18 protein-coding genes are annotated in these 20,409 nt (G+C 47.3%); 5 read left to right on the top strand and 13 right to left on the bottom strand.

All coding sequences use genetic code 11. The features are described 5' to 3' along the window. Positions 1–529: 529 nt before the first annotated feature. Both AB1797_06200 and AB1797_06205 read right to left on the bottom strand, forming a co-directional pair. The gene (locus tag AB1797_06200; protein MEW5767205.1) at positions 530–1,273 is read right to left on the bottom strand and encodes a SagB/ThcOx family dehydrogenase; all 744 of its coding nucleotides are present in this window, start codon (positions 1,271–1,273) and stop codon (positions 530–532) included. Positions 1,274–1,536: 263 nt separating this feature from the next. Beyond that, complete coding sequence (locus AB1797_06205) at positions 1,537–3,378, bottom strand: FHA domain-containing protein (GenBank protein ID MEW5767206.1); 1,842 nt, start codon at positions 3,376–3,378, stop codon at positions 1,537–1,539. 1,063 nt (positions 3,379–4,441) lie between these two features. On the opposite strand from AB1797_06205, the gene rseP reads away from it, so the two are divergent. Together rseP and AB1797_06215 are read left to right on the top strand one after the other, a co-directional pair. Beyond that, on the top strand, positions 4,442–5,794 hold the full coding sequence (rseP, locus tag AB1797_06210) for an RIP metalloprotease RseP (protein ID MEW5767207.1): 1,353 nt from the start codon (positions 4,442–4,444) through the stop codon (positions 5,792–5,794). Positions 5,795–5,908: 114 nt separating this feature from the next. Next, on the top strand, positions 5,909–6,439 hold the full coding sequence (locus AB1797_06215) for a hypothetical protein (GenBank protein MEW5767208.1): 531 nt from the start codon (positions 5,909–5,911) through the stop codon (positions 6,437–6,439). Positions 6,440–6,618: 179 nt separating this feature from the next. On the opposite strand, the gene wecB is transcribed toward AB1797_06215, so the two are convergent. The 8 genes from wecB to AB1797_06255 all read right to left on the bottom strand — a co-directional run bounded on the left by wecB (position 6,619) and on the right by AB1797_06255 (position 13,478). Next, on the bottom strand, positions 6,619–7,722 hold the full coding sequence (gene wecB / locus AB1797_06220; protein MEW5767209.1) for a UDP-N-acetylglucosamine 2-epimerase (non-hydrolyzing): 1,104 nt from the start codon (positions 7,720–7,722) through the stop codon (positions 6,619–6,621). Continuing rightward, positions 7,707–8,906, bottom strand: a complete 1,200-nt coding sequence (locus tag AB1797_06225) for a TIGR04063 family PEP-CTERM/XrtA system glycosyltransferase (GenBank protein ID MEW5767210.1) — start codon at positions 8,904–8,906, stop codon at positions 7,707–7,709. The genes wecB and AB1797_06225 overlap by 16 nt, the downstream gene beginning before the upstream one ends. 44 nt (positions 8,907–8,950) lie before the next feature. Then, positions 8,951–9,898: a glycosyltransferase gene (locus AB1797_06230; GenBank protein ID MEW5767211.1), complete on the bottom strand. Its 948-nt coding sequence runs from the start codon at positions 9,896–9,898 to the stop codon at positions 8,951–8,953. A 103-nt stretch (positions 9,899–10,001) separates the two neighbouring features. Beyond that, on the bottom strand, positions 10,002–10,235 hold the full coding sequence (locus AB1797_06235; GenBank protein ID MEW5767212.1) for a hypothetical protein: 234 nt from the start codon (positions 10,233–10,235) through the stop codon (positions 10,002–10,004). Further along, positions 10,236–10,547 carry a hypothetical protein gene (locus tag AB1797_06240; protein MEW5767213.1) on the bottom strand — a complete coding sequence of 104 codons (312 nt, stop codon included), beginning with the start codon at positions 10,545–10,547 and terminating at the stop codon, positions 10,236–10,238. Between the two features lie 82 nt (positions 10,548–10,629). Next, on the bottom strand, positions 10,630–11,850 hold the full coding sequence (locus AB1797_06245) for a hypothetical protein (protein MEW5767214.1): 1,221 nt from the start codon (positions 11,848–11,850) through the stop codon (positions 10,630–10,632). Positions 11,851–12,436: 586 nt separating this feature from the next. Next, a complete protein-coding gene (gene glyQ / locus AB1797_06250; GenBank protein ID MEW5767215.1) occupies positions 12,437–13,306 on the bottom strand; it encodes a glycine--tRNA ligase subunit alpha in 870 nt (289 codons plus the stop codon). Positions 13,307–13,331: 25 nt separating this feature from the next. After that, on the bottom strand, positions 13,332–13,478 hold the full coding sequence (locus AB1797_06255; protein MEW5767216.1) for a hypothetical protein: 147 nt from the start codon (positions 13,476–13,478) through the stop codon (positions 13,332–13,334). A gap of 102 nt (positions 13,479–13,580) precedes the next feature. Between AB1797_06255 and AB1797_06260 the strand changes: the two genes are divergently transcribed. Next, the gene (locus AB1797_06260) at positions 13,581–13,703 is read left to right on the top strand and encodes a hypothetical protein (protein MEW5767217.1); all 123 of its coding nucleotides are present in this window, start codon (positions 13,581–13,583) and stop codon (positions 13,701–13,703) included. 116 nt (positions 13,704–13,819) lie between these two features. On the opposite strand, the gene AB1797_06265 is transcribed toward AB1797_06260, so the two are convergent. Together AB1797_06265 and AB1797_06270 are read right to left on the bottom strand one after the other, a co-directional pair. Beyond that, the gene (locus AB1797_06265) at positions 13,820–15,028 is read right to left on the bottom strand and encodes a hypothetical protein (protein MEW5767218.1); all 1,209 of its coding nucleotides are present in this window, start codon (positions 15,026–15,028) and stop codon (positions 13,820–13,822) included. Between the two features lie 29 nt (positions 15,029–15,057). Then, complete coding sequence (locus AB1797_06270) at positions 15,058–15,732, bottom strand: hypothetical protein (protein MEW5767219.1); 675 nt, start codon at positions 15,730–15,732, stop codon at positions 15,058–15,060. Between the two features lie 542 nt (positions 15,733–16,274). On the opposite strand from AB1797_06270, the gene rplI reads away from it, so the two are divergent. Together rplI and dnaB are read left to right on the top strand one after the other, a co-directional pair. Next, positions 16,275–16,721, top strand: coding sequence for a 50S ribosomal protein L9 (gene rplI / locus AB1797_06275; GenBank protein MEW5767220.1), 447 nt, complete (start codon positions 16,275–16,277; stop codon positions 16,719–16,721). Between the two features lie 450 nt (positions 16,722–17,171). Continuing rightward, positions 17,172–18,533, top strand: a complete 1,362-nt coding sequence (gene dnaB, locus AB1797_06280; GenBank protein MEW5767221.1) for a replicative DNA helicase — start codon at positions 17,172–17,174, stop codon at positions 18,531–18,533. On the opposite strand, the gene bioF is transcribed toward dnaB, so the two are convergent. Next, a complete protein-coding gene (gene bioF, locus AB1797_06285) occupies positions 18,534–19,727 on the bottom strand; it encodes an 8-amino-7-oxononanoate synthase (GenBank protein ID MEW5767222.1) in 1,194 nt (397 codons plus the stop codon). Between the last annotated feature and the right edge of the window lie 682 nt (positions 19,728–20,409).

Below are 20,409 nucleotides of genomic sequence, written 5' to 3' on the forward strand. Positions count from 1 at the left end.
TAATAAATATCGGCATCTTATGACACAAGCTTTAGAATATTATTAGGCAATACAACTCTGCACCTGTAACTATTTATAATAGAAAGAGTTGCAATGTAGAGATTTTGTATTGGCGAAAGTCAGGTTACACGGATGAGACGGATTGACACGGATAAAAATTTATGTAACCGTTCAGCCACAGATGCACACAGATGAAACACGGAAAATCCGTGAGCCGTGTCCGTGATTCGGGTCTGTCCTTAGGCTGTAGGGACAACCCTTGTGGTTGTCCGTCTACGGAACGGACATGGACAAGCACGGACAGGGACAAGCCCTGTCCCTACACTTCCGCCTTCTGTCCTGTGTTATTTATCCGTGCTAATCCGTGCAGCTATACCTGAACGGTTTCAAATTTATTAGAAAAAATCCGTGATGAGAATCCGCCAAAATCTGTGTCATCCGTGTGCTATTATTTGTAATCTTTGTGCCTTAGTAGCTGAATAGTTACACATTGGATATCTATGCCATCCGTAACCTGCCATCCGCCATCTCAGCGCCTCGGATACCCAAAGGGCATAATGTAAAGCGGTGTAAGGTCTGAAGATAACTTAAGGAGTTGGCTTACCGGCTCATCGTAAAAGGCGCCGACAGGGACGGTAGCCAGACCAAGGGCCTCAGCCTGTAAAAATAGATTCTCCCCCACATGGCCTACCTCAATATGAGTGTAAGTCACGCCTCTCTGACCGTACTTTCCGGTAACACGTTCATACTCAGCCGTAATAACAATAGATAAAGGGGCAGCGGCAATGAATTGTTGAGAAAGAGCCGCTCTGGCCAGTCGGCCCCTGAGATCACCGGATTCGATCAATTCAAGTTTATGAAGAAAAGGTAGATAATGATAGAGTCCTGGTTCCAGGGCAGACACCTGGCCGATGATGATGAAAAGCTCCAGGGGATACAATGCCCCGGCCGAAGGGGCCGCCCGTTTGAATCCACCCACCTCATCCGTTATCCCCTGAGCCGCCCAGAGGAGTTGAGAGAGTTTTTCAACTTCCACCGCTTGGGTAGAAAAATCCCGCTCAGACCTCCTTTTGGCAATAGCTGCCTCAACTGATACCAGGCCACTGGTCTTCGGCGGAGGAAGGACTATCTTGTCTCTCTCCGAATAATGGCCTATTCGAGATGAGGACGCCTCCTCTTTTTTCCAGAGCACCTTATCGCCTCCTGTTTTAACTACCCAAATCCCGCCGACCAAAATCCCTAACAGACCTATGACCGCCGCTATCCTAATCATTTGTCGATAGTAACTACCTTCGTAACCGTTCAGCCACAGATGCACACAGATGAAACACGGAAAATCCGTGAGCCGTGTCCGTGATTAGGGTCTGTCCTTAGGCTGTAGGGACAACCCTTGTGGTTGTCCGTCTACGGAACGGACATGGACAAGCACGGACAGGGACAAGCCCTGTCCCTACACTTCCGCCTTCTGTCCTGTGTTATTTATCCGTGCTAATTCGTGCATACCTGAACGGTTACCTACCTTCTATCCTCTGCGTCCTATTCTTGCAGTCGTTTTTTTGCCTTTTGATAATATTCACTATCAGGCATCGGGGATAGGAGCCGGATAATCTCTTGCCATTTCTTTTTGGCCTCTTCATCTTGACGCTGTGCCCTCAGTTGAAGGCCTTCCACGTAAAGCCCTTTGGCCCTCTCAATCAGGGCCAATTTTATCTTAGAGACCGTAGCCGAAACGTCACGATAATCAGATTGGATGCGAGTGATTTCCTGAAATTTACTCAGAGCCTCGGGCAACTGACGCTGTTCATAATATTTAACCGCCTCGTTATACCTGGGTTCTAGTAATTCTGAGAGTCTTTCCTGAACCTGGGTTAATTCTTGCCGAGCATTATCGGCTAATTTAGTTTCCGGTTGCAAGGTAATAACTTGCTCGAACTCTTTTATGGCTTGAGTAACTTCGCCTTGTTTAGCCAGCGCCCTGCCCCGGCTCAAGTGATTTACGGCCAGACCTCGTTTCGCTCTAACCTGTCCGTCCGCGGCTGTCTTATAGATGGGATGAATAGGGTCCCTGATCAGATCAGCCACCCTTTTCCATTCAGTTAAAGCCTTAGTCCAATTCTTTTCATTTTCGGCTTCCAAGGCTTGATCTATATGTTGCCTGGCTTCACTAAGTCTGGATTCAACCGCGGTTAGCTTTCCTTGAGCCTTTTTCAAAGAGGGGTTAAGGGCGACGGCTTTCCTGAAAAGAGAGGCAGCCCCCTCTAAGTCTCCGATTTCCAGAGCCTTAATACCATCGTTGTAAGCCGCCAGCGCCTCTTCACTCTGGTTTTTTCTGTCAACGGCCTTTTGGGCTGGAGACGCTTCAGGTTTAACCTCGGCTTTTTCGACTTTTGGTTCCGGAGGCGGGGCTTGTTTTGGAGGACTTAAAAGGCTATCGGCGGCTGTGGTTGTTTTTTCAGATTTTATGGTCTCAAGGGAAGGGCGAACTTCCTCTTCACCCATCCTTTCCAACACCCTTCCCCCGGTGTCGGCTGCTTGTGTTTCCTTTAGTTCAGATGATTCAGCCCCGGTCTTTTCCTGAAGTTCAACGGTCGCTAAACGTTCGGTGGCTCTTTTGATATATTCCAGGGCAGTTTTATGCTCAGGCTGATCCTTCGGAATCATTTCCCACTTGGAGATGGCCATTTCATATTCACCCTCTTTAGCTAAGTTTACTCCCCGGGCCAAAAGGACTTCAGGCGGCGTAGGTTTGGGTAGAAGCAGATAAGTGGCCCATAATCCTCCTGACAGAAAAAGAATAATCAGGATGATTTTTCCCCAGGGGATACCTTTAGTAGTTGAGGGACGGGTAATTTTAGGGCGAATTTCTGCCGGAACCAGAGCCGGTTCTTCCTCCGGATGAGGGGCCTCAGGCAGTTCAGTTTCTTTAGGAATCGAAGCTTGTTTTTCTTCCGTAATAAGAGGTTCAGTGGGTTCAACTTCAGGAGCCGGAACTGATTCTTCCTCAGAAGGAAGAACCTTAGCCGGTTCAGGGGGGGCAGTTGTCTCTTCCTTGAACGTTTCAGGTGGGACAGCAATGGCTTCTTGCTCAGTTTTAGACAGGTGAAAGTAAAGGGTATATTCCCCAAGAAATATTACATCTCCATCAGACAGGTATGCATGAGAGATTTCGTTATCATTAACATAAGTCCCTTTGGCGCTTCCCAGGTCTTCGATAAGGCAACCACTGTCGGTTTTAATTATCCGGGAATGAAAGCGCGATACTTCTTCGCCCGGAAGGACAATATCATTTCCTTCATCCCGTCCAATCCGGGTAGCCCGGCTTTCGATGGGAAACTCAGCGATAAGTTCATCATCTTTCTTTATAGTTAGTCTGGCCATTAACCATCACAGTAGACAGTAGTTAGTATTTAGAGCCTATCTCAAAACCGATCCCAGCCGCGACCGCGTAGGAAGAGACTACTGGCGCCCTCTATCTATCGATCGTGGGTATCAGCCGCTCGCCCAGAGCGAAGCGGAGCGCGAGTCGGCTGGAGGCGGTGTTGGGCGCCACTGTGCCGACTAAAATCTTGCCCGACTTTCTCGAATGGCTTCGAGGATATCGAGTTTAGTTATCGGGAGCTTGACGCTCCGCACGTCAAAAGGCGATGTTTTGAGCGGTTGCTCTGGGCGAATGATGAACACTCGCCCATCTCGGCTTCTGAATTTGACCTGCCCTTCGGTTAAGGCTCTCTCCAATAAAGCCGAAAGCCGCTCTCGCACTTCAACGTAAGAGTAAACCATCATAGTTCTACCTCAATGACTTGAATACCTTCGCGCTTTGCAATGTCGATCAGTAACCGTTCAGCCACAGATGCACACAGATGAAACACGGAAAATCCGTGAGCCGTGTCCGTGATTAGGGTCTGTCCTTAGGCTGTAGGGACAACCCTTGTGGTTGTCCGTCTACGGAACGGACAGGGACAAGCACGGACAGGGACAAGCACGGACAGGGACAAGCCCTGTCCCTACACTTCCGCCTTCTGTCCTGTGTTATTTATCTGTGCTAATCCGTGCAGTATACCTGAACGGTTACGTCGATCATATATTGTCCAGGGTCTACTCCTTAAGGGTATTATACTTATTGGGAGCAAATGTGTCAAGAAAAATCGCTCACTGAAATAATTTCCTTGTATTTTTTGCCGGCTTGCGATATAATAACAGAACACAGAACATAGAACCCAGGTAATTATTCAGCCACTGATTGACACGGATTAGCACGGATAAAATAGAATGAGTTGTAACCGTTCAGCCACCAAGGCACGAAGACACGTGGCTGGACACTTACAAAAAAATCAGTGTTTCATCCGTGTAAATCTGTGGCTGAATAGTTACGAACCCAGATTACAGATCAGAAGCTGTGCTCTGTCTTCTGTCTTCTGTCTTTAGAAAGGAGGAGTATCTTTTGATTATTACTATTTTAGCGGCTGCCGTGGCCTTAGGGGTAGTCATCCTATTTCACGAATTCGGACATTTTATCATAGCCAAGCGTAATGGAGTCAGGGTGAAGGAATTCTCCCTCGGATTTGGCCCAAAGATAATCGGAATTACACGGGGAGACACCCTGTATCGATTATCTTTGGTGCCGTTAGGAGGTTATATCCGGATGGCCGGAGATAACCCGGATGAACCTTTGAGCGGGGAGGGATATGAATTTTTTGCCAAACCACCTTGGCCAAGAATCAAGATCGTCTTTGCCGGGGCAGCGATGAACCTTCTGTTGGCCGTCTTGGTTTACTGGCTGGTTTTTATGTTAGGCATCCCCAGCCTTCATATCACTAACCGGATAGGTAAGATTCAGGAGGGGTCGGCTGGGGCTAAGGCAGGTTTAAAAGCCGGAGATTATGTCCTCAAGATAAATGACCAAGAGATTGAAGATTGGACCGATATATCCGAATTAATTATTAAAGCTCCGGGTGAATCGCTTGAGGTGCTTATCTCCCGGCAAGGAGAAAAGTTGATGATTCAGCTTCCGGTAGAAAAAGATGAAGAGACCGGATTGGGTAGGGCGGGGCTGGAGCCTTTTCTTCCTTCTAAGATAGGCAGCCTGAAAGAAGGCTCCCCGGCTAAGGAAGGCGGTCTGCGGGAAGGAGATCTAATTACGGAGATTAATAGAAGACCTGTCAGCCAATGGGAAGAGATGGCTAATCTTATTCATCAGTTTCCGGATCAGGAGATAACTCTGGGGATAAAACGGGGAGAGGAGACCTTTACTATTCGGATCACGCCGGTAGCCGCGGAAGGTATGAATGAAAAAGGAGAGGCCATTAGGGTCGGACTGATTGGGGTCGGTCTTCCGATGATGGTTAAAAGATTTGGGCCGATAGAGGCCATGGTGCGGAGTGTAGAAGGCACCCTGAATGCCACTAAAACCGTGTTTTTTGTCCTTAGTCGATTAATCACCGGACAATTATCCGCCAAACTCCTGGCCGGTCCCTTAGGTATTGCCCAGATGGCCGGAGAACAGGCCCGAGGAGGTTTGGCCGCCTTCCTGGTTTTTATTGCCTTTCTTTCCGCCAATCTGGGAGTGCTTAATCTTCTGCCTATTCCTATCCTCGATGGAGGACATATCGTGTTTTTCGGGGTAGAGCGTATCAGGGGGAAAAAGCTGGATACTAAAGTTCATGAGTTCGCCCAACAGGTCGGCTTGGCTTTACTGGTGCTTTTGATGATTTATGTCACTATCAATGATGTCAGACGGACTGAATTCTGGCAAGAGTTTAAAGAGACATACCAGCAGTGGGTTGAGAGAGAATAAAAAGACAGGCTGAAAGATCGATTACTGCCTCACCTTAATCAGTAATATCCCCAAAATGTGCAATGAAAATAATAGTCAAAAATATTCAATAAAGAGGAAGAGACTTCATAAGAGATGACTAAACAAGAGTTTTACAATAAAATAAGTAACTCAAAAACAGATTTAATTAGCGACTTTTTAGATATACTCCATAGCAAAAAAATCCATTACTGCGTTATAGGAGGTGTGGCAATAAATGCCCATTGTGAACCATTACTTACTTTGGATTTTGATTGTGTAGTAATAGTAGAGGGGATAGAAAAGTTAAAAGAAGACCTAAAAAAAAGAAACTATCGAGTGAAGACGCATCCCCATACATGGGAGATTACCCATAAAGCATCGGATTTGAGACTGCAAATCCAACGCGATGAAAGATATCAAGAATTCTTAAAAAAAGCAGAAGTATGTAATCTATTAGGATACACTATGCGCCTTGCAGGGAAAGAGGATATTTTGCAAGGGAAGATTTGGGCTTATGAGGACTTAGAACGAAATGAATTAAAGCGGGCTAAGGACTTGTTAGATATAAGACGTTTAGTACAAAGATACCCAAAGTTAGAGAAATTGTTATCTGAAAAAATAAAAAGGAAGATTAAAGAGGAATAACATGAGACTCACCGGCTTTAGCCGTATAGTAACCTGGCTCCTTCTCGCCTAAATTCAAGATCCGGATCAATTGACCCGAAAGGCTGTAGATATCGATGGTCGCATTGGTCTTGGTGACCAGGCTGAAGGGAATCCAGTGAGATCAAGCTTGGGGATGATCCCACTTTCTTTTAGGCTTCTCAGCCACCAGGCAAATGCGAAGTCAAGATATCCACTATCCTGGCGGCCGCGTGGCCATCCCAGAGCTTGGGGCTTTGTCCCCTTTTTCCGCCACCTATCAGGATATTGCCTCCCTCCTGGATGATCCGTGCCTTATCCATACCCACCACCACATTTGTCCCTTCCCTCACCGTCACTGGTCTTTCTGTATTTTCCCTCAGGGTAAGGCAGGGAACCCCTAACACCGTGGTCTCTTCCTGAAGCCCCCCAGAGTCGGTCATCACAAACCTTGATTGACTGGCCAGGGCTAAACAATCGAGGTAGCCCAGGGGATCTATTAACATAAGATTCTTCATCCCTTCGGCCATTTCCCAGAGTTTAAACTTTTTGAGCTGTTTAGTGGTTCGGGGATGGATGGGAAAGACGATCTTAATTTTGGTCTGAAGTTCAGCCAGGGCCTCCAGAATGCCCTGGAGGGTCTCTTTTACATCCACATTGCTTGGTCGATGAAGGGTCAAAAGGGTAAAGCCCTGGGCTTCCAATCCCAGTTTTTCTAAGACGCCCCGTGATTTTATCCGGTCTATATTTTTCATCAGGGTATCGATCATCACGTTGCCCACAAAGAATATCTTTTCCTCAGGTATGCCTTCACGCCGAAGATTTTCATTGGCTTCTTCACAGGTGGTAAATAGATAATCGCTCAGAGAATCAGTGACTAATCGGTTGATCTCTTCGGGCATAGTCCGATCAAAACTCCTCAAACCGGCCTCAACGTGGGCCACCGGGATGAGAAGCTTTACCGCCACCAAGCTACAGGCCATAGTCGAATTGACGTCTCCTACCACTACGATTAAATCCGGCCTTTCCTTAAGGACTACCCGCTCAAACTCCATCATTATTCTGGCCATCTGTTCGGCATGGCTGGCCGAACCAACCCCCAAATACAGGTCTGGTTTAGGTATCCTTAGCTCCTCAAAAAATACGTCCGACATCATATCATCATAATGCTGACCTGTGTGGAGCAGGATGGGAGTAATCTCTCGGTGTTTTTTCATCTGATCCATTAGGGGGGCAATCTTCATAAAATTTGGTCGGGCACCAACTACATTTATAACTTTAAGCACTTGTGGTATACCTCCCGATATTTGGGGACGATTTTGGCCCAATCCCGGTGATTAACCATATCCCGCCGGGCTTCCACAGTCATCGCCTTTCTTCGGTCTTCATTGCCGATCAAATCAAGGCACTTTGAAACCAGATCATCTACCTCTTCTGCCTGAAAGAGAAGACCTGTCCGGCCATCTTTAACCAGTTCCTTGTTGCCGCCCACATCGCTGGCGATCACGGCCTTCTCCATAGACATCGCCTCCAGCAGCTTGAGGCCGGTTACCAGATTAGTCAGCGGCGTGCTAATTCGAGGGTAGACTAGGATATCAATGAGGGAATAATAGTCCAAGATCTGATCATGCGGCACCCGGCCGGTAAAGATAACCTCTTTACCTACCCCCAGGTCCATCACGGTCTTCTTTAGATTTTCCTCATCCTCGCCCCCCCCGATCAAGAGAAAACGGGTTTGGGGATATCTTTTCAAGATCTTGGGAGCCGCCCTGACCAGAAATTCCAGGCCTTCGAATTTAAAGAAGCTCCCGATAAATCCTACGACCAACCGGTGAGTTAAGCCATATTCTTCTAATAGAGGCCGCTTTTTAAGCCGGGGGTAAAACTTGAAGGTATCAACCCCGTTGGGAATGACCTCTATCTTTTCTTCATTCAGCCCTCTTTTTACCAAATTATCCTTTAACCCCTGGCAAATAGTCGTGATCATATTCACTCTTTTTAGTAACCCTAATTCAATCACCCCGGTTAAAAGGTATCTGAGCGACCCCGTCACGGATTTACCGCTTTCTACGGCCGCTTCCTCCCATAAGGCCCTGACCTCGTAGACGGTAGGGATCTGGTGCCTTTTGGCGGCATTTAGAGCGGGAGCGCCGCAAAGAACAGGCGAATGAGCGTGGACAATCTGAAAGGGATGTTTTTTTAAAAGGGCCAGGATATCATTCCGAAGGGATATCATTATAGCCATTTCAGTTAAGTAAGGGATGGTCTTGGGCGTGCTGAGTCGGGACCGATAGTAAGGAATTCCATCGACCATATCCATCTCTTCGGTCCCTTGGGTATGTTTAGGCGAGGTGATTACGGTCGGTGAAAGACCCAGTTTTTTCTGGAACTCCACGATATATTTGCTTCGAATACTATATCCCGTGAGATAATGGGGAAGTGAGTGATTTAATACGTGTAATATTTCCAACGCCTTATCCAATATAGTAGAGAGTAGACAGTAGTCCCTCCTGTCTACTGTCTCCTGATAAACCGGCGAATCCTTTTAATAAGATTCACCAGGGGGGAACTCAAAAAGGTCAGAAGATAATAGATGATCGCCCTGGGATTAAAGGGGCCGGATTTAATCGCCTTAAGGAATCTGGTTCTGGCTCCCTTTAAATCTCCCGCTTCAAAATACTCATAACCGTGCATAAAATAAAGCTGTCGCCATTTCTTTTTGATTAATTTGTCCCTTTGAGCCGGCTCCAGATACTTGACATGCCGGTTAAATACCAGGAATCTGGCCTCATAAAAGGCATCGATATTCTCGCTCAGGGTCCCGTGGTGGTCTCGATGTCTAACCAAAAGTCGGTCTACGTAGCCAATTTTATACTTCCTGGCTATCCTTAACCACAGATCGTGGTCTTCTGCCCGAACTAATTCCTGATCAAAGAAACCTACCTCCCCGTCATCTAAAAAGCAGCTCTTTTTAACCACCGCCGCCGAGGTGCAAATCAAATTTTGCATCAAAAGGGGCTGGAAGATATAACCGGTAAAACGTCGCCGAGGGGAGGCTATCCTCTCTTGCCATTGGGCTTCCTCTAACTCTGTCCAGTTTTCTCCAAACCGAACTACATTGGCATGAACCAGAGACACTTCCGGGTCATTTTCAAATACCTCCATTTGAAGGGCGAGCTTTTCAGGCAGCCAGATATCATCGGCATCAAGAAAAGCTACAAATTCACCCCTGGCCTCTTTGATTCCTTTGTTTTTAGCCGGAGAAGGACCGGCATTCTCTTGATGGATGTATCTAATTCTGTCCTGATAAGGTGCCAGCACCTCTCTGGTGTTATCGGTTGACCCATCGTCAACCACAATAATTTCGTAATCCTGAAAGGTTTGAGCCAGGACAGAATCTATGGCTTCAGGCAGGTAGGCGGCGGCATTATAGGTCGGGATAACTACACTTACTTTTGGCACTAATGTTTCTCCTTAGTATTTGAAAACCGAAGACGGCCCCAATAAACTCATTAGAATGTCCCCTTTATCAGGTAATATCTTGACGGTTTCTATTTATTCACTATTAATGGGGCCATAATTTAGACTTAAGGCTGGAGGCCAGGGTATAAAGAGGAGTGCCGTTTGGTGTCAACGGTGATTGTCTGAATAGATTATGGTTAAGATATGAGTTTACTGTGTCAAGAGATAAACCTGTTTCTCTCGCCACGCCTCCGGGAGTTCTCCACATATTCTGGGGACCAGCAAAAGCCCTTAATATACAAGAGCCGATTGGATCTTTTAATGGATCATCCATCATTCATCCCTCCTTTTCATGGCTTTTATCATAAGCTAAACATTCAGGCTTAATTCGGGATACAAGGATATCCTCCATAACATCACGGAATCCTCTGGTATTAATGAACTCCTGAAGGTATCTGGTAACCTCCAGTTCATGGATTATTTCCTCGTAGAGGTGTCTTGGCCATCTTATGGTAATTACAGTTACAGCAATAACCACCACAAGGAATAAAAACGCCATGATACACACCGCATAAAACTGATATTCGCCTGTCATCTTTGACTTGGCAATTACAAGGCCAATGATACCTTCTATTATAAGGAGTGCCAAGGCAAAGAATAATGAGAGGGTTCCGGATCTGAGTTAGTATCCCTCTTTTATTTTCTTTATCCACCATAACGCTGAAAACCTCTTACTTAGAACCTCTCCAGATAGAACTCAAGAATCTAAAAAATTGGACCACAAAGGGAAGAGGATCCTCCCAGGCCAAAATGGCATACTCTCGCTTACCCTTCAGGGACTTTAGCCATTCCCCAACCGTTATCTCTTTACGGGCCAGATAGCCCTCCTGGCGTGAGAAAACCGTATACAAATCCTCTCTTATATCTATCCACTTAACCGGTTCCTGTTGGAGGGCATTATCCAATCTTGGCTTGTTTTTTATGGGGCTATCCAGGCACTCGGAGTAGGCCAGGAATTCCATATTCATTCCCAAGGCGGCTGAGAGTCTGGTTTCCGTGGTCGATCGAGCATTTATCTCAATCAATTTAAGCCGGCCATCTCTTGGGTCCCGCTGCACCTCCGGCTCGGCCAACCCCCAAAACTTAAGTTTAGTAAGAACCTCCAGGACAAAATTAACTACTTCCGGCTCCCAGATGGTCTCACATACACAGGCATTCCCATAAGGGCTGGGTGAAAGGCGTATCTTTTTGTAACAGGATATGGCGGCCGGTTTTAAATTTCGATTAAAATAGGTGTAGACCAGATACCTCTCTTTACCCGGAATTTCCTGTTGCAGGACTACTTCTTCCCCTGCCTCGGTGGCCTTTTTATATAATTCAATCAACTCTTGGGCCGAATCGGCCTTGAAGATTTTAACCCCGAACTTTTGTTTAAAGGTCCTGGAATTGACTGGTTTAACAATGTAAGGGTATTGGAGTTTCTGGCTTAATGCGGCCACTTCTGATATATGCCTGGGAAAATATGTCCGGGGATGCTCTACCCCTATTTCTTGCAATGTCTGATAAAAATACTTCTTGTTTACCAACTTCTCTACTATCTCCAGGTCAGCGATAGGGAAACGGAAATATTTTTCCAGTTCAGGCCTATGTCTTAAGATTACCAGAAGGGGTGTATCTCCGGTGACAAATAAGACCGGTTTAGGGGTTAATTTTTCCCCTACACCGGCCAGAAACTCTATAAATTCAGCCTCGGCTTTAAACTCAGGAGAGATAACCTTAGTCCCATATCTGGAGTAAAAGGTAATATCTTTAGGATCGGGATTAACAGATAATACAGGCACGCCTGCCCGGCCTAAATTGAGGATGACGCCATAGCCGTTTGGTCCTCCATCATTAACTACTACTGCTGTTGGTTTTTCTATTTCTGCCTCCTCCGCCTCTCGGCGGCGCATTCCGGTATTCACCTTAAGTAATGGTTAGCGTAACTATTCGACCTGTGAAATAGGTTTAAATAAAATGCAAGAAACTTCCCATAGACATAGATATTCAAGCTCTACTATTACTAACAACAGGTCGCTCCTACGGAGCTGCAAATATATTGCCTTTGCGAAATACTACAAACAGATTGCTCCTATGGAGCTTTATTCAGGTTAGCTCCAGAGGAGCGATATGTTTGTAGAATATATCTCTCATAAAAAATTAGCTCCAGAGGAGCGATCTGTTTATTCTCTTTCTCACCCTAATTGGGGGATATTTGTATAAACCTATTTCACAGGTCGTAACTATTCAGCCACCAAGGCACGAAGGCACAAAGTGTTGTGCCACTTATTAAAATGTATGTGTCGTAGAGAGCCACAGAGCAGAAAAGTTTTTAACTACTGCTTTACTGGGCTACGGCTCTGCCGGGCTATTAAAGAATAATTCTTATAATCTTCGTGTCTTAGTGTCTTCGTGGCTGAATAGATACTGGTTAGCAATATAACAGCTAAAAAGGAAGCTGTCAAGTGAAATCAGAACCTTACGAGGGGCCTCATCTGCTTATTTTTTCAACAGAGGAAACCCCATCTTTTCTCGCTGTTCCAAATACGCCTGAGCGCATCGTCTGGCCAGATTACGAACGCGGGCAATATAACCTGTCCGTTCGGTAACACTGATGGCCCCCCTGGCCTCAAGGAGATTAAAGACATGGGAGCACTTGATCACGTAGTCATAAGCCGGTAAGACCAAATTCGCCTCCACCACCCGGTGGGCTTCTGCCTCGTATTGCTCGAAGAGTTTGAGCAGGAGGTCAACATCCGCCACTTCAAAGTTATAAGTTGAGCCTTCCACTTCACTTTGATGGTGGACATCACCATAAGTAATATCTCCAGCCCAGATAAGGTCAAAGACAGAGTCCTTTTCCTGGAGATACATGGCAATTCGCTCCAGACCGTAAGTCAATTCCACGGAAACAGGATGAAGATCGATCCCCCCGACCTGCTGGAAATAAGTAAACTGGGTGATCTCCATTCCATCCAGCCAGACTTCCCAGCCCAGGCCCCAGGCGCCCAGCGTAGGTGATTCCCAATCATCTTCTACAAACCGGATATCATGCTCTTGCGGATTAATGCCCAGCTTGACCAGACTTTCCAGGTAGGTCTCCTGGATATTAGCTGGTGAGGGCTTAATAATCACTTGATATTGGTAGTAGTGTTGCAGCCGATTGGGATTTTCTCCGTAGCGTCCATCGGTGGGTCTTCTGGAAGGTTCTACGTAAGCCACCCGCCAGGGTTCAGGTCCAATAACCCGCAGGAAAGTAGCTGGATTAAATGTCCCGGCGCCCACTTCCAGATCGTAGGGCTGACCAATGAGGCAACCTGCCTCAGCCCAAAAGGATTCTAACTTGAGGATAATCTCTTGAAAGTTCATAGCGTCTTTAATCAGAAGTAACCGTTCAGCCCCTAAGGCACAAAGACACAACCTCGATCCTCGATGCTCGATGCTCGATCCTGGATCTTGGATGCTCGATCCTGGATACTGGATCTTTTACCAGCATCGAAGATCGAGCATCGAGCATCCAGCATCGAGCATCCAGCATCATGTGGTGAACGGTTACGATTATTCGTAACTACTCAAAACTAAGTTAAGCAGTTAGTTGGGAGACAAAGCAAAATTCCCTCTCCCCTGATGGGAGAGGGATAGGGTGAGGGTGAAATTGGCGGGCAATATTATTACTCTTGTTATTTCACCCTCCCCTAACCCCTCCCATCAAGGGAGGGGAAGCTCTTATGCCGACGCTGTCAGGACAAAAGGAGATGAAACTTAACCCATAGCACTATAATCTGTAATGAGCTTACTTTTTCAACTTGATTTTGAGTAGATACGATTATTCTTAGAATATTAGACTTCATCACCGATTATCTGAGGAGTTCCAGGGATTTACTACCCCTGCCTATCGTAATCCATTCGCAATCGGTAGCTAATGCGCTTACTGGCCTCCACCTGTGGCTGATCATAGGGATTGACTCCCCGAAGCAGGGAGGCATAGACCGCCAGGTAGTGAAAGAAGGCCAGGAGTGAGCCTACCTCTTCCGGCGTGATCTTGTCCACGTTAATTCCCGCATAGGGTATCCCTTTATCTTCGGCGTCGGCCTTGGTGCCTTCATATTCAAACCGAAGGGCAGCCGATAAGGGAATTCCGGATAGATTGCCCAGGGTATGGTCTCCTAAAGGTATCTCAGCCAGATCAGTGGGAACGCGGGTAATAAGCTCAGTATGTGTTTGCTCAGCCGCAATTACAAAGAACCCGACCACATTCTGCCGTCCCCCAAAGAATCGCTGATTGGTATGATGTTGAGATTCCGGGGCAAAGCTGCCGTAGATAGTTTGTCCCCGGCCTTCTTTACAGGAGCTTTCGTGGATGAGCTGGACCAGAAGGGTATTGAACCCGATTAACTGAAGGGAGTAAATAGGGGCGAATATCTCGCTATATCCAGCCTGATCAAGCAGATAGAGAAAGGAAGCCACCTTAAGGGCCGGATTATCCTCTATTCCGACCGAGGGATGACATTGTTGATACATCTTTTGGGCGCCGGCTTCGATCCCTTCAATATCTATTCCACAAAGGATGGCCGGAAAGTAGCCGCAGGGGGTTCGGCCGGAGAAACGTCCACCAATTGGTTCGGGGATAACTAAATAGTCCAGTCCTCTCCGAACGGCAATTTGATAAAGGGCCCCCTTTCCTTCCGAGGTAATAGGGAGCATGGTATAACCCTCAAAGGCGAAAAGATCTTCCAGAACTCCAACGGTATTACCGGATTTACTGATAGGAATAATCAGGGTCTCTTCAGGACCGAAATTTTCTTTAATATAGTCAACAAAGTCAGGATCCATGGTAGAAAGAATCTCCACCTGCTTTGGGGATCTGTAAATAGCTAAGGCCTTGTAGAAGGCCCAAAAACTGGTAATAGATCCGCCATTACCAATAAGTAATATTTTGCTGAAATGGTTATATGGGGCGGCCATCTCTTTTAGCTGAGCCAGATCAGGCTGATACTGGGCAAAGGCCGGCACCCCGGCTGTCTTGATTCGATCAAGTGGGACTTGATGATAATCAAGGCCCTGTTTTCCCGAATATAGATCGATTTTCATAGATGTTTTCCTTCCTCAATAATTGATAACTACTCTTCCCACTCTCCTTCTCCGGTATACCCGCACATTCCCACTCGTGGGGAATTAACGACCGGCAGAAGCATATCTTCACCGCACTTATGCTTTTTAGCACACTTGTTGCACAGCCATCCTTTGCCTGCCCAAATACAATCAACACAGACTTGCGTGGCCGGTTTTCCACAAGACCCACACATTATCAAAGGAGGATTATTCCTGGCCATAAGCCGGATGGACTCATCACTCACTTGGCCCTCTCGTTCTGAGACGACCTTGAGAGAAAGTTCGGTAGTAGAGCCAAAGTCATATTCGTGGTAGAACTTCATCCCGGGAGAAAGCGCCTCACCCAGCGTTACCTCCAGACCTCCCTCGTCATCATAGTTTACCCCTTCGATGGTAAAGGCGCTCAGGTGCCCACAGCATTCCAGCCAAATATTTCTGAGAAAACCGTCCAGGTCTCCCAGGGTGGCCTTAGCCGGCACTTCGAGATGCATCCAATATTCCGGTAAGTCGTGTCCCTCAACTACAAGATGGAAGAGTTTTGTCTTTTGCAGCTTCCCTCCGGGCGATAATATTTCAGAAGCTACCTTTCTTTGTTCGCACGACTTCAGATGTTTAGTCATCCCTCCCTTGCTGAAGGTATTTTCACAAAAACCACATTTCCCCTCTGATTCCTGTTTACCCATTTGATACCACCTCCTCAAATAAACTTTGCCCATATCCTCTCAATAAAGGGAGGTAACTAGGGCTTTGTCAAGTTAATATTTGTAGGTAAAGTTTCTCCTGAAAATGTTTCTTTTTTGTCATTCCCGCCCTTGCTTCTGTAGGGGTAACCCCTGATTTAATCAGGGGCAGCGGGAATTCATACTCAGACAACTCTGGATTCCTGCTCCTGCTTTCGCAGGAGTGACATTCTTTCGCAGGAATGACACATCGGGCATTTTCATCGCCCTTTTACCAATTACTGACCTCCCCCGAAATATTGATTAAGATACCTCTGCCCTGCTATTCTATCATAAGGCGGGTATATTATATCCCAATGAAGGGCAAAAAGCAAGATTTTTTTATCTCAAAAAGGCTTCAGGAAGTGGCAAAGGGCGTAGAGAAAAGTCAAAATAAAGCAGCTTGACAAATCATGGGATTTATACTATAGTTGATCTCAGTGAGTGGTCTTACCAGAGGAGTGATTATAGGTGAATCCCAAAAGGAGAAAAGGAGGCAACTAATTATGGAAGTTATTCTTAGACAGAGAGTAGAAGGCCTGGGTGACCGGGGACAAGTAAAAAAGGTGGCGGCAGGGTATGCCAGAAATTTCCTCATCCCCAGGGGCATGGCTGTTAAGTCTACGCCAGCGGCTATGAAAGAGTTGGAGCAGGAGAAACGAATTGCCCTTTCCCAGGCTGAGCAGGAACACGAGATGGCCCTGAAATTAGCCGACAAACTGAGTAAATTCACCCTGATGATCAGCAGGTCGGCCGGGGAAACAGACCGGCTTTTTGGTTCGGTCACCAGCAACGATATTGCCGAGGCCCTGGCTAAACATGAGATACAAGTTGATAGAAAGAAAATCGAGATGGAACACCCCATAAAGGTCCTGGGCGAATACACCGTGCCGGTAGATATCCATCGTGGAGTCAGGGCAGGGATAAAGATTAAGGTAGTCAAAGAGGAATAATGGCTCAGGTAATCGGTGATCAGGTAATCGGTTATGAGGGGGCAGGCTATGGGCAAAGGAGAACCGATAACTGATCAGCGATTACCTGGTTACCTAAGTAGTTACGGAGGGGGGTAACTATTCAGCCACTGATTAACACGGATTAGCCCGGATAAATAGCAGATAACAGAGGACAGAGGTCAGAGTAGGGGCAACCCCTTGTGGTTGCCCAACCCAAGTAGGTGCAACCCCCTGTGGTTGCCCAACACAAGTAGGGGCAACCCCTTGTGGTTGCCCAACCCAAGTAGGTGCAACCCCCTGTGGTTGCCCAACCCAAGAAGGGCAGGCACAGGGGCCTGCCCCTACAATAAACACCTTACGGACACGAATCACGGACACGGTTCACGGATTTTTCAGTGTTTCATCTGTGCAAATCTGTGGCTGAATAGAGTTACCAGAGTGGAATATACGATGGATCAATCTGATGTCTCTTACCTGGAGCGGATTCCGCCCCAATCACTGGAAGCAGAGGTATCTGTGCTGGGTGCCATGATGATGGACGCCGGAGCCATCCCTGAAGTGATCGAACTCCTTCCGGTAGATAGCTTTTATAAGGATGGTCACCGGCGAATATATGCGGCCATGGTCGAATTGTTTGAGCGAAATGAACCGGTGGATCTTACTACCCTGACCAATCGGCTTCGAGATAAGGGCGAATTGGAAAGCGCCGGAGGCGCCGCAAATCTGGCCTCAATCCTAAACAGTGTTCCTACCGCCGCTAATGTGACCTATTATGCCAGGATTGTCTTTAAAAAGTTCCTCCTGAGAAGACTAATTGCTACGGCTACTGAGATCGTGGGGATGGGATACGCTGAAGAGAAAGAAGTAGACCTGGTTCTTGATCAGGCAGAACAGTTGATCTTTGACATTGCCCAGCGAAAGGTTTCCAGGGGGGTTATCCCTGTAGCTGATATGCTCCACGATTCCTTTGAGGCCATCGAAAAGCTCTATGCCCACAAGGAGCACGTTACCGGAATAGCCTCTGGTTTCAGGGATTTTGACCTCAAGACTTCCGGCTTTCAGAAATCAGACCTCATTATTATTGCCGGCCGACCTTCCATGGGAAAATCATCGCTGGCCTTGAATATTGCTCAGCACGTGGGGATCAGAGAGGCTACCCCCGTAGCCCTTTTCAGCCTGGAGATGAGCGCCAATCAACTGGTGCAGCGGATGTTATGTGCCGAGGCTCGGGTAGATGCTCATCGTCTCCGGACCGGTTACCTTTCTGAATCTGATTGGCCTAAACTAACTACGGCGGCCGGGGTTTTATCTCAATCAAAGATATTTATTGATGACACCCCGGCTATTACTGTCCTTGATGTCAGGGCCAAAACCAGACGTCTTATGGCCAAAGCACCCCTCGGATTGATCATTATTGATTACCTTCAGTTGATGCAATCCAGACGGGAGTTTGATTCCCGGCAGCAGGAGATATCGGAGATTTCGCGTTCCCTTAAGGCCCTCGCCAGGGAGCTGAACATCCCGGTTATTGCCCTTTCTCAGCTTTCCCGGGCCGTGGAGACCAGAAGTGATCGCCGGCCCCAATTAGCTGATCTGCGTGAGTCCGGGGCCATAGAACAGGATGCAGATCTGGTGGCCTTTGTTTACCGGGAGGAGTACTATAAACCTACCCCAGAAAATGAAGGTATTGCGGAAGTTATTATCGGCAAGCAACGAAACGGCCCGGTCGGAACCGTGAAATTAGCCTTTATCAAAAAATATACCCGATTTGAGAACCTGGCTAAAGTCGAGGCGGAGAAGTTAGCCGCTTAATTAGTCTGGTACTCTGGTATTTCCCAGCCTACCCATTTTATGAGACACCAGGCTACCCATCACCAGATCGATATCCTCTTTTGAATGCGTGGCCATCAGGGTCAGACGAAGTCTAGATTTTCCTCTGGGAACTGAGGGAGGCCGAATGGGAAGGACAAGGATACCGTCCTGATAAAGCCTGGCGGCTGCTTTCAGGGTGGCTTGAACCTCCCCCAGGATAAGGGGGATAATGGGGGTCTCACTTTTGCCCGAATTAAGGCCGGCTCCCGTAAGTTGCTGTCTGAAATAGTTTGTATTCTCCCATAGTCTCTCGATAATATCCGGCTGCTCCCTGATTATTCTCAGGGCGGCTAAGGCCGAAGCGGCCGTGCCAAGGGGAAGAGCTGTAGAATAGATGTAAGACCTGGCCTTGTTTCTCAGATATTCGATCAAGGTCTTAGAGCCGGCGGCAAACCCTCCTGCGCCAGCCAGGGCCTTGGAAAGGGTTCCCATCTGAATATCTATTTTATCCTCAAGGCCAAAATGGGAGGCAGTGCCTCGGCCTCCTTGGCCAATAACTCCGGTCGCATGGGCATCGTCAACCATAAGAAGACAATCGTATCTTTCAGCTAATTTCGCTATCTCCGGAAGGGGGGCAATGTCGCCGTCCATACTGAAGACCCCGTCAGTCACAATAAGACGGCGGCCGTATCCCCGCTCTTTGAGCAGGATTTCCTCTAATGCCTCCACCTCCCGGTGGGGGTAAACCCGGAACCCGGCCCCACTTAGCTTGGCCCCATCAATAAGGCTGGCATGGTTTAATTTGTCCAAAAGAACGAGATCGCCTTTTCCGACCAGGCTGGGGATAATTCCTGTGTTGGCCGCATAACCAGAGGGAAACAGAAGGGCCGCTTCAACGCCTTTAAAGGCAGCGATCTCTTCTTCTAATTCCCGATGCAGCCTGTAGGTGCCCGAAATAAGAGGAGAAGCGCCGCTACCCGTCCCAAATCGTTCGATGGCCTCCTTGGCTGCCTCCCTTACTCGGGGATGATGAGTCAGGCCCAGATAATTATTGGAGCAGAAAAGCAGAAATTCCCTGCCCTCGATCTTAATCCGATGAGAGAGCGACTGCTCTTCAATAACCCTTGCCCGCCTGTATAATCCCTCTTTCTCCAGACGGCTTAATTCTTCTGATAGTTCAGGGTCTATCTTCATTTATGCCTTATAGCAAAGGACGGAAAGGACAGAAAGGACACAAAGGACACAAAGGACGGAAAGGACACAATCGATCATCGATTACCGATCACCGATTACTGATCACCAATCACCGATCACCAATCATCGATTACCGATCACCGATTACCGATCATCGATTACCGATCACCGATTACCGATCACCGATTACCGATCATCGATTACCGATCACCGATTACCGATCACCGATTACCGATCACCGATTACCGATCACCGATTACCGATCACCGATTACCGATCACCAATCACCAATCACCGATCACCAATCATCGATTACCGATCACCGATTACTGATCACCAATCACCGATCACCAATCATCGATTACCGATTACCGATCACCGATTACCGATCACCGATTACCGATCACCAATCACCGATCACCGATCACCAATTACCGATCACCGATCACCAGTCACCAATCACCGATTACCGATCACCGATTACCGATCACCAATCACCGATTACCGATCATCGATTACCGATCACCAATCACCAATCACCGATCACCAATCACTGATTACCGATCACCGATTACCGATCACCGATTACCGATCACCGATTACCGATCACCGATTACCGATCACCGATTACCGATCACCGATTACCGATCACCGATTACCGATCACCGATTACCGATCACCG

The organism is bacterium (assembly GCA_040753085.1).
Classification (GTDB): Bacteria; UBA9089; JASEGY01; order JASEGY01; family JASEGY01; genus JASEGY01.

Bases quoted from the DNA above. Each gene is read 5' to 3' on its own strand.
- AB1797_06200 (MEW5767205.1), bottom strand. From the start codon at position 1,273: ATGATTAGGATAGCGGCGGTCATAGGTCTGTTAGGGATTTTGGTCGGC.
- AB1797_06205 (MEW5767206.1), bottom strand. From the start codon at position 3,378: ATGGCCAGACTAACTATAAAGAAAGATGATGAACTTATCGCTGAGTTT.
- AB1797_06215 (MEW5767208.1), top strand. From the start codon at position 5,909: ATGACTAAACAAGAGTTTTACAATAAAATAAGTAACTCAAAAACAGAT.
- AB1797_06235 (MEW5767212.1), bottom strand. From the start codon at position 10,235: ATGATGGATGATCCATTAAAAGATCCAATCGGCTCTTGTATATTAAGG.
- AB1797_06245 (MEW5767214.1), bottom strand. From the start codon at position 11,850: ATGCGCCGCCGAGAGGCGGAGGAGGCAGAAATAGAAAAACCAACAGCA.
- glyQ (MEW5767215.1), bottom strand. From the start codon at position 13,306: ATGAACTTTCAAGAGATTATCCTCAAGTTAGAATCCTTTTGGGCTGAG.
- AB1797_06255 (MEW5767216.1), bottom strand. From the start codon at position 13,478: ATGATGCTGGATGCTCGATGCTGGATGCTCGATGCTCGATCTTCGATG.
- AB1797_06265 (MEW5767218.1), bottom strand. From the start codon at position 15,028: ATGAAAATCGATCTATATTCGGGAAAACAGGGCCTTGATTATCATCAA.
- AB1797_06270 (MEW5767219.1), bottom strand. From the start codon at position 15,732: ATGGGTAAACAGGAATCAGAGGGGAAATGTGGTTTTTGTGAAAATACC.
- rplI (MEW5767220.1), top strand. From the start codon at position 16,275: ATGGAAGTTATTCTTAGACAGAGAGTAGAAGGCCTGGGTGACCGGGGA.
- dnaB (MEW5767221.1), top strand. From the start codon at position 17,172: ATGGATCAATCTGATGTCTCTTACCTGGAGCGGATTCCGCCCCAATCA.
- bioF (MEW5767222.1), bottom strand. From the start codon at position 19,727: ATGAAGATAGACCCTGAACTATCAGAAGAATTAAGCCGTCTGGAGAAA.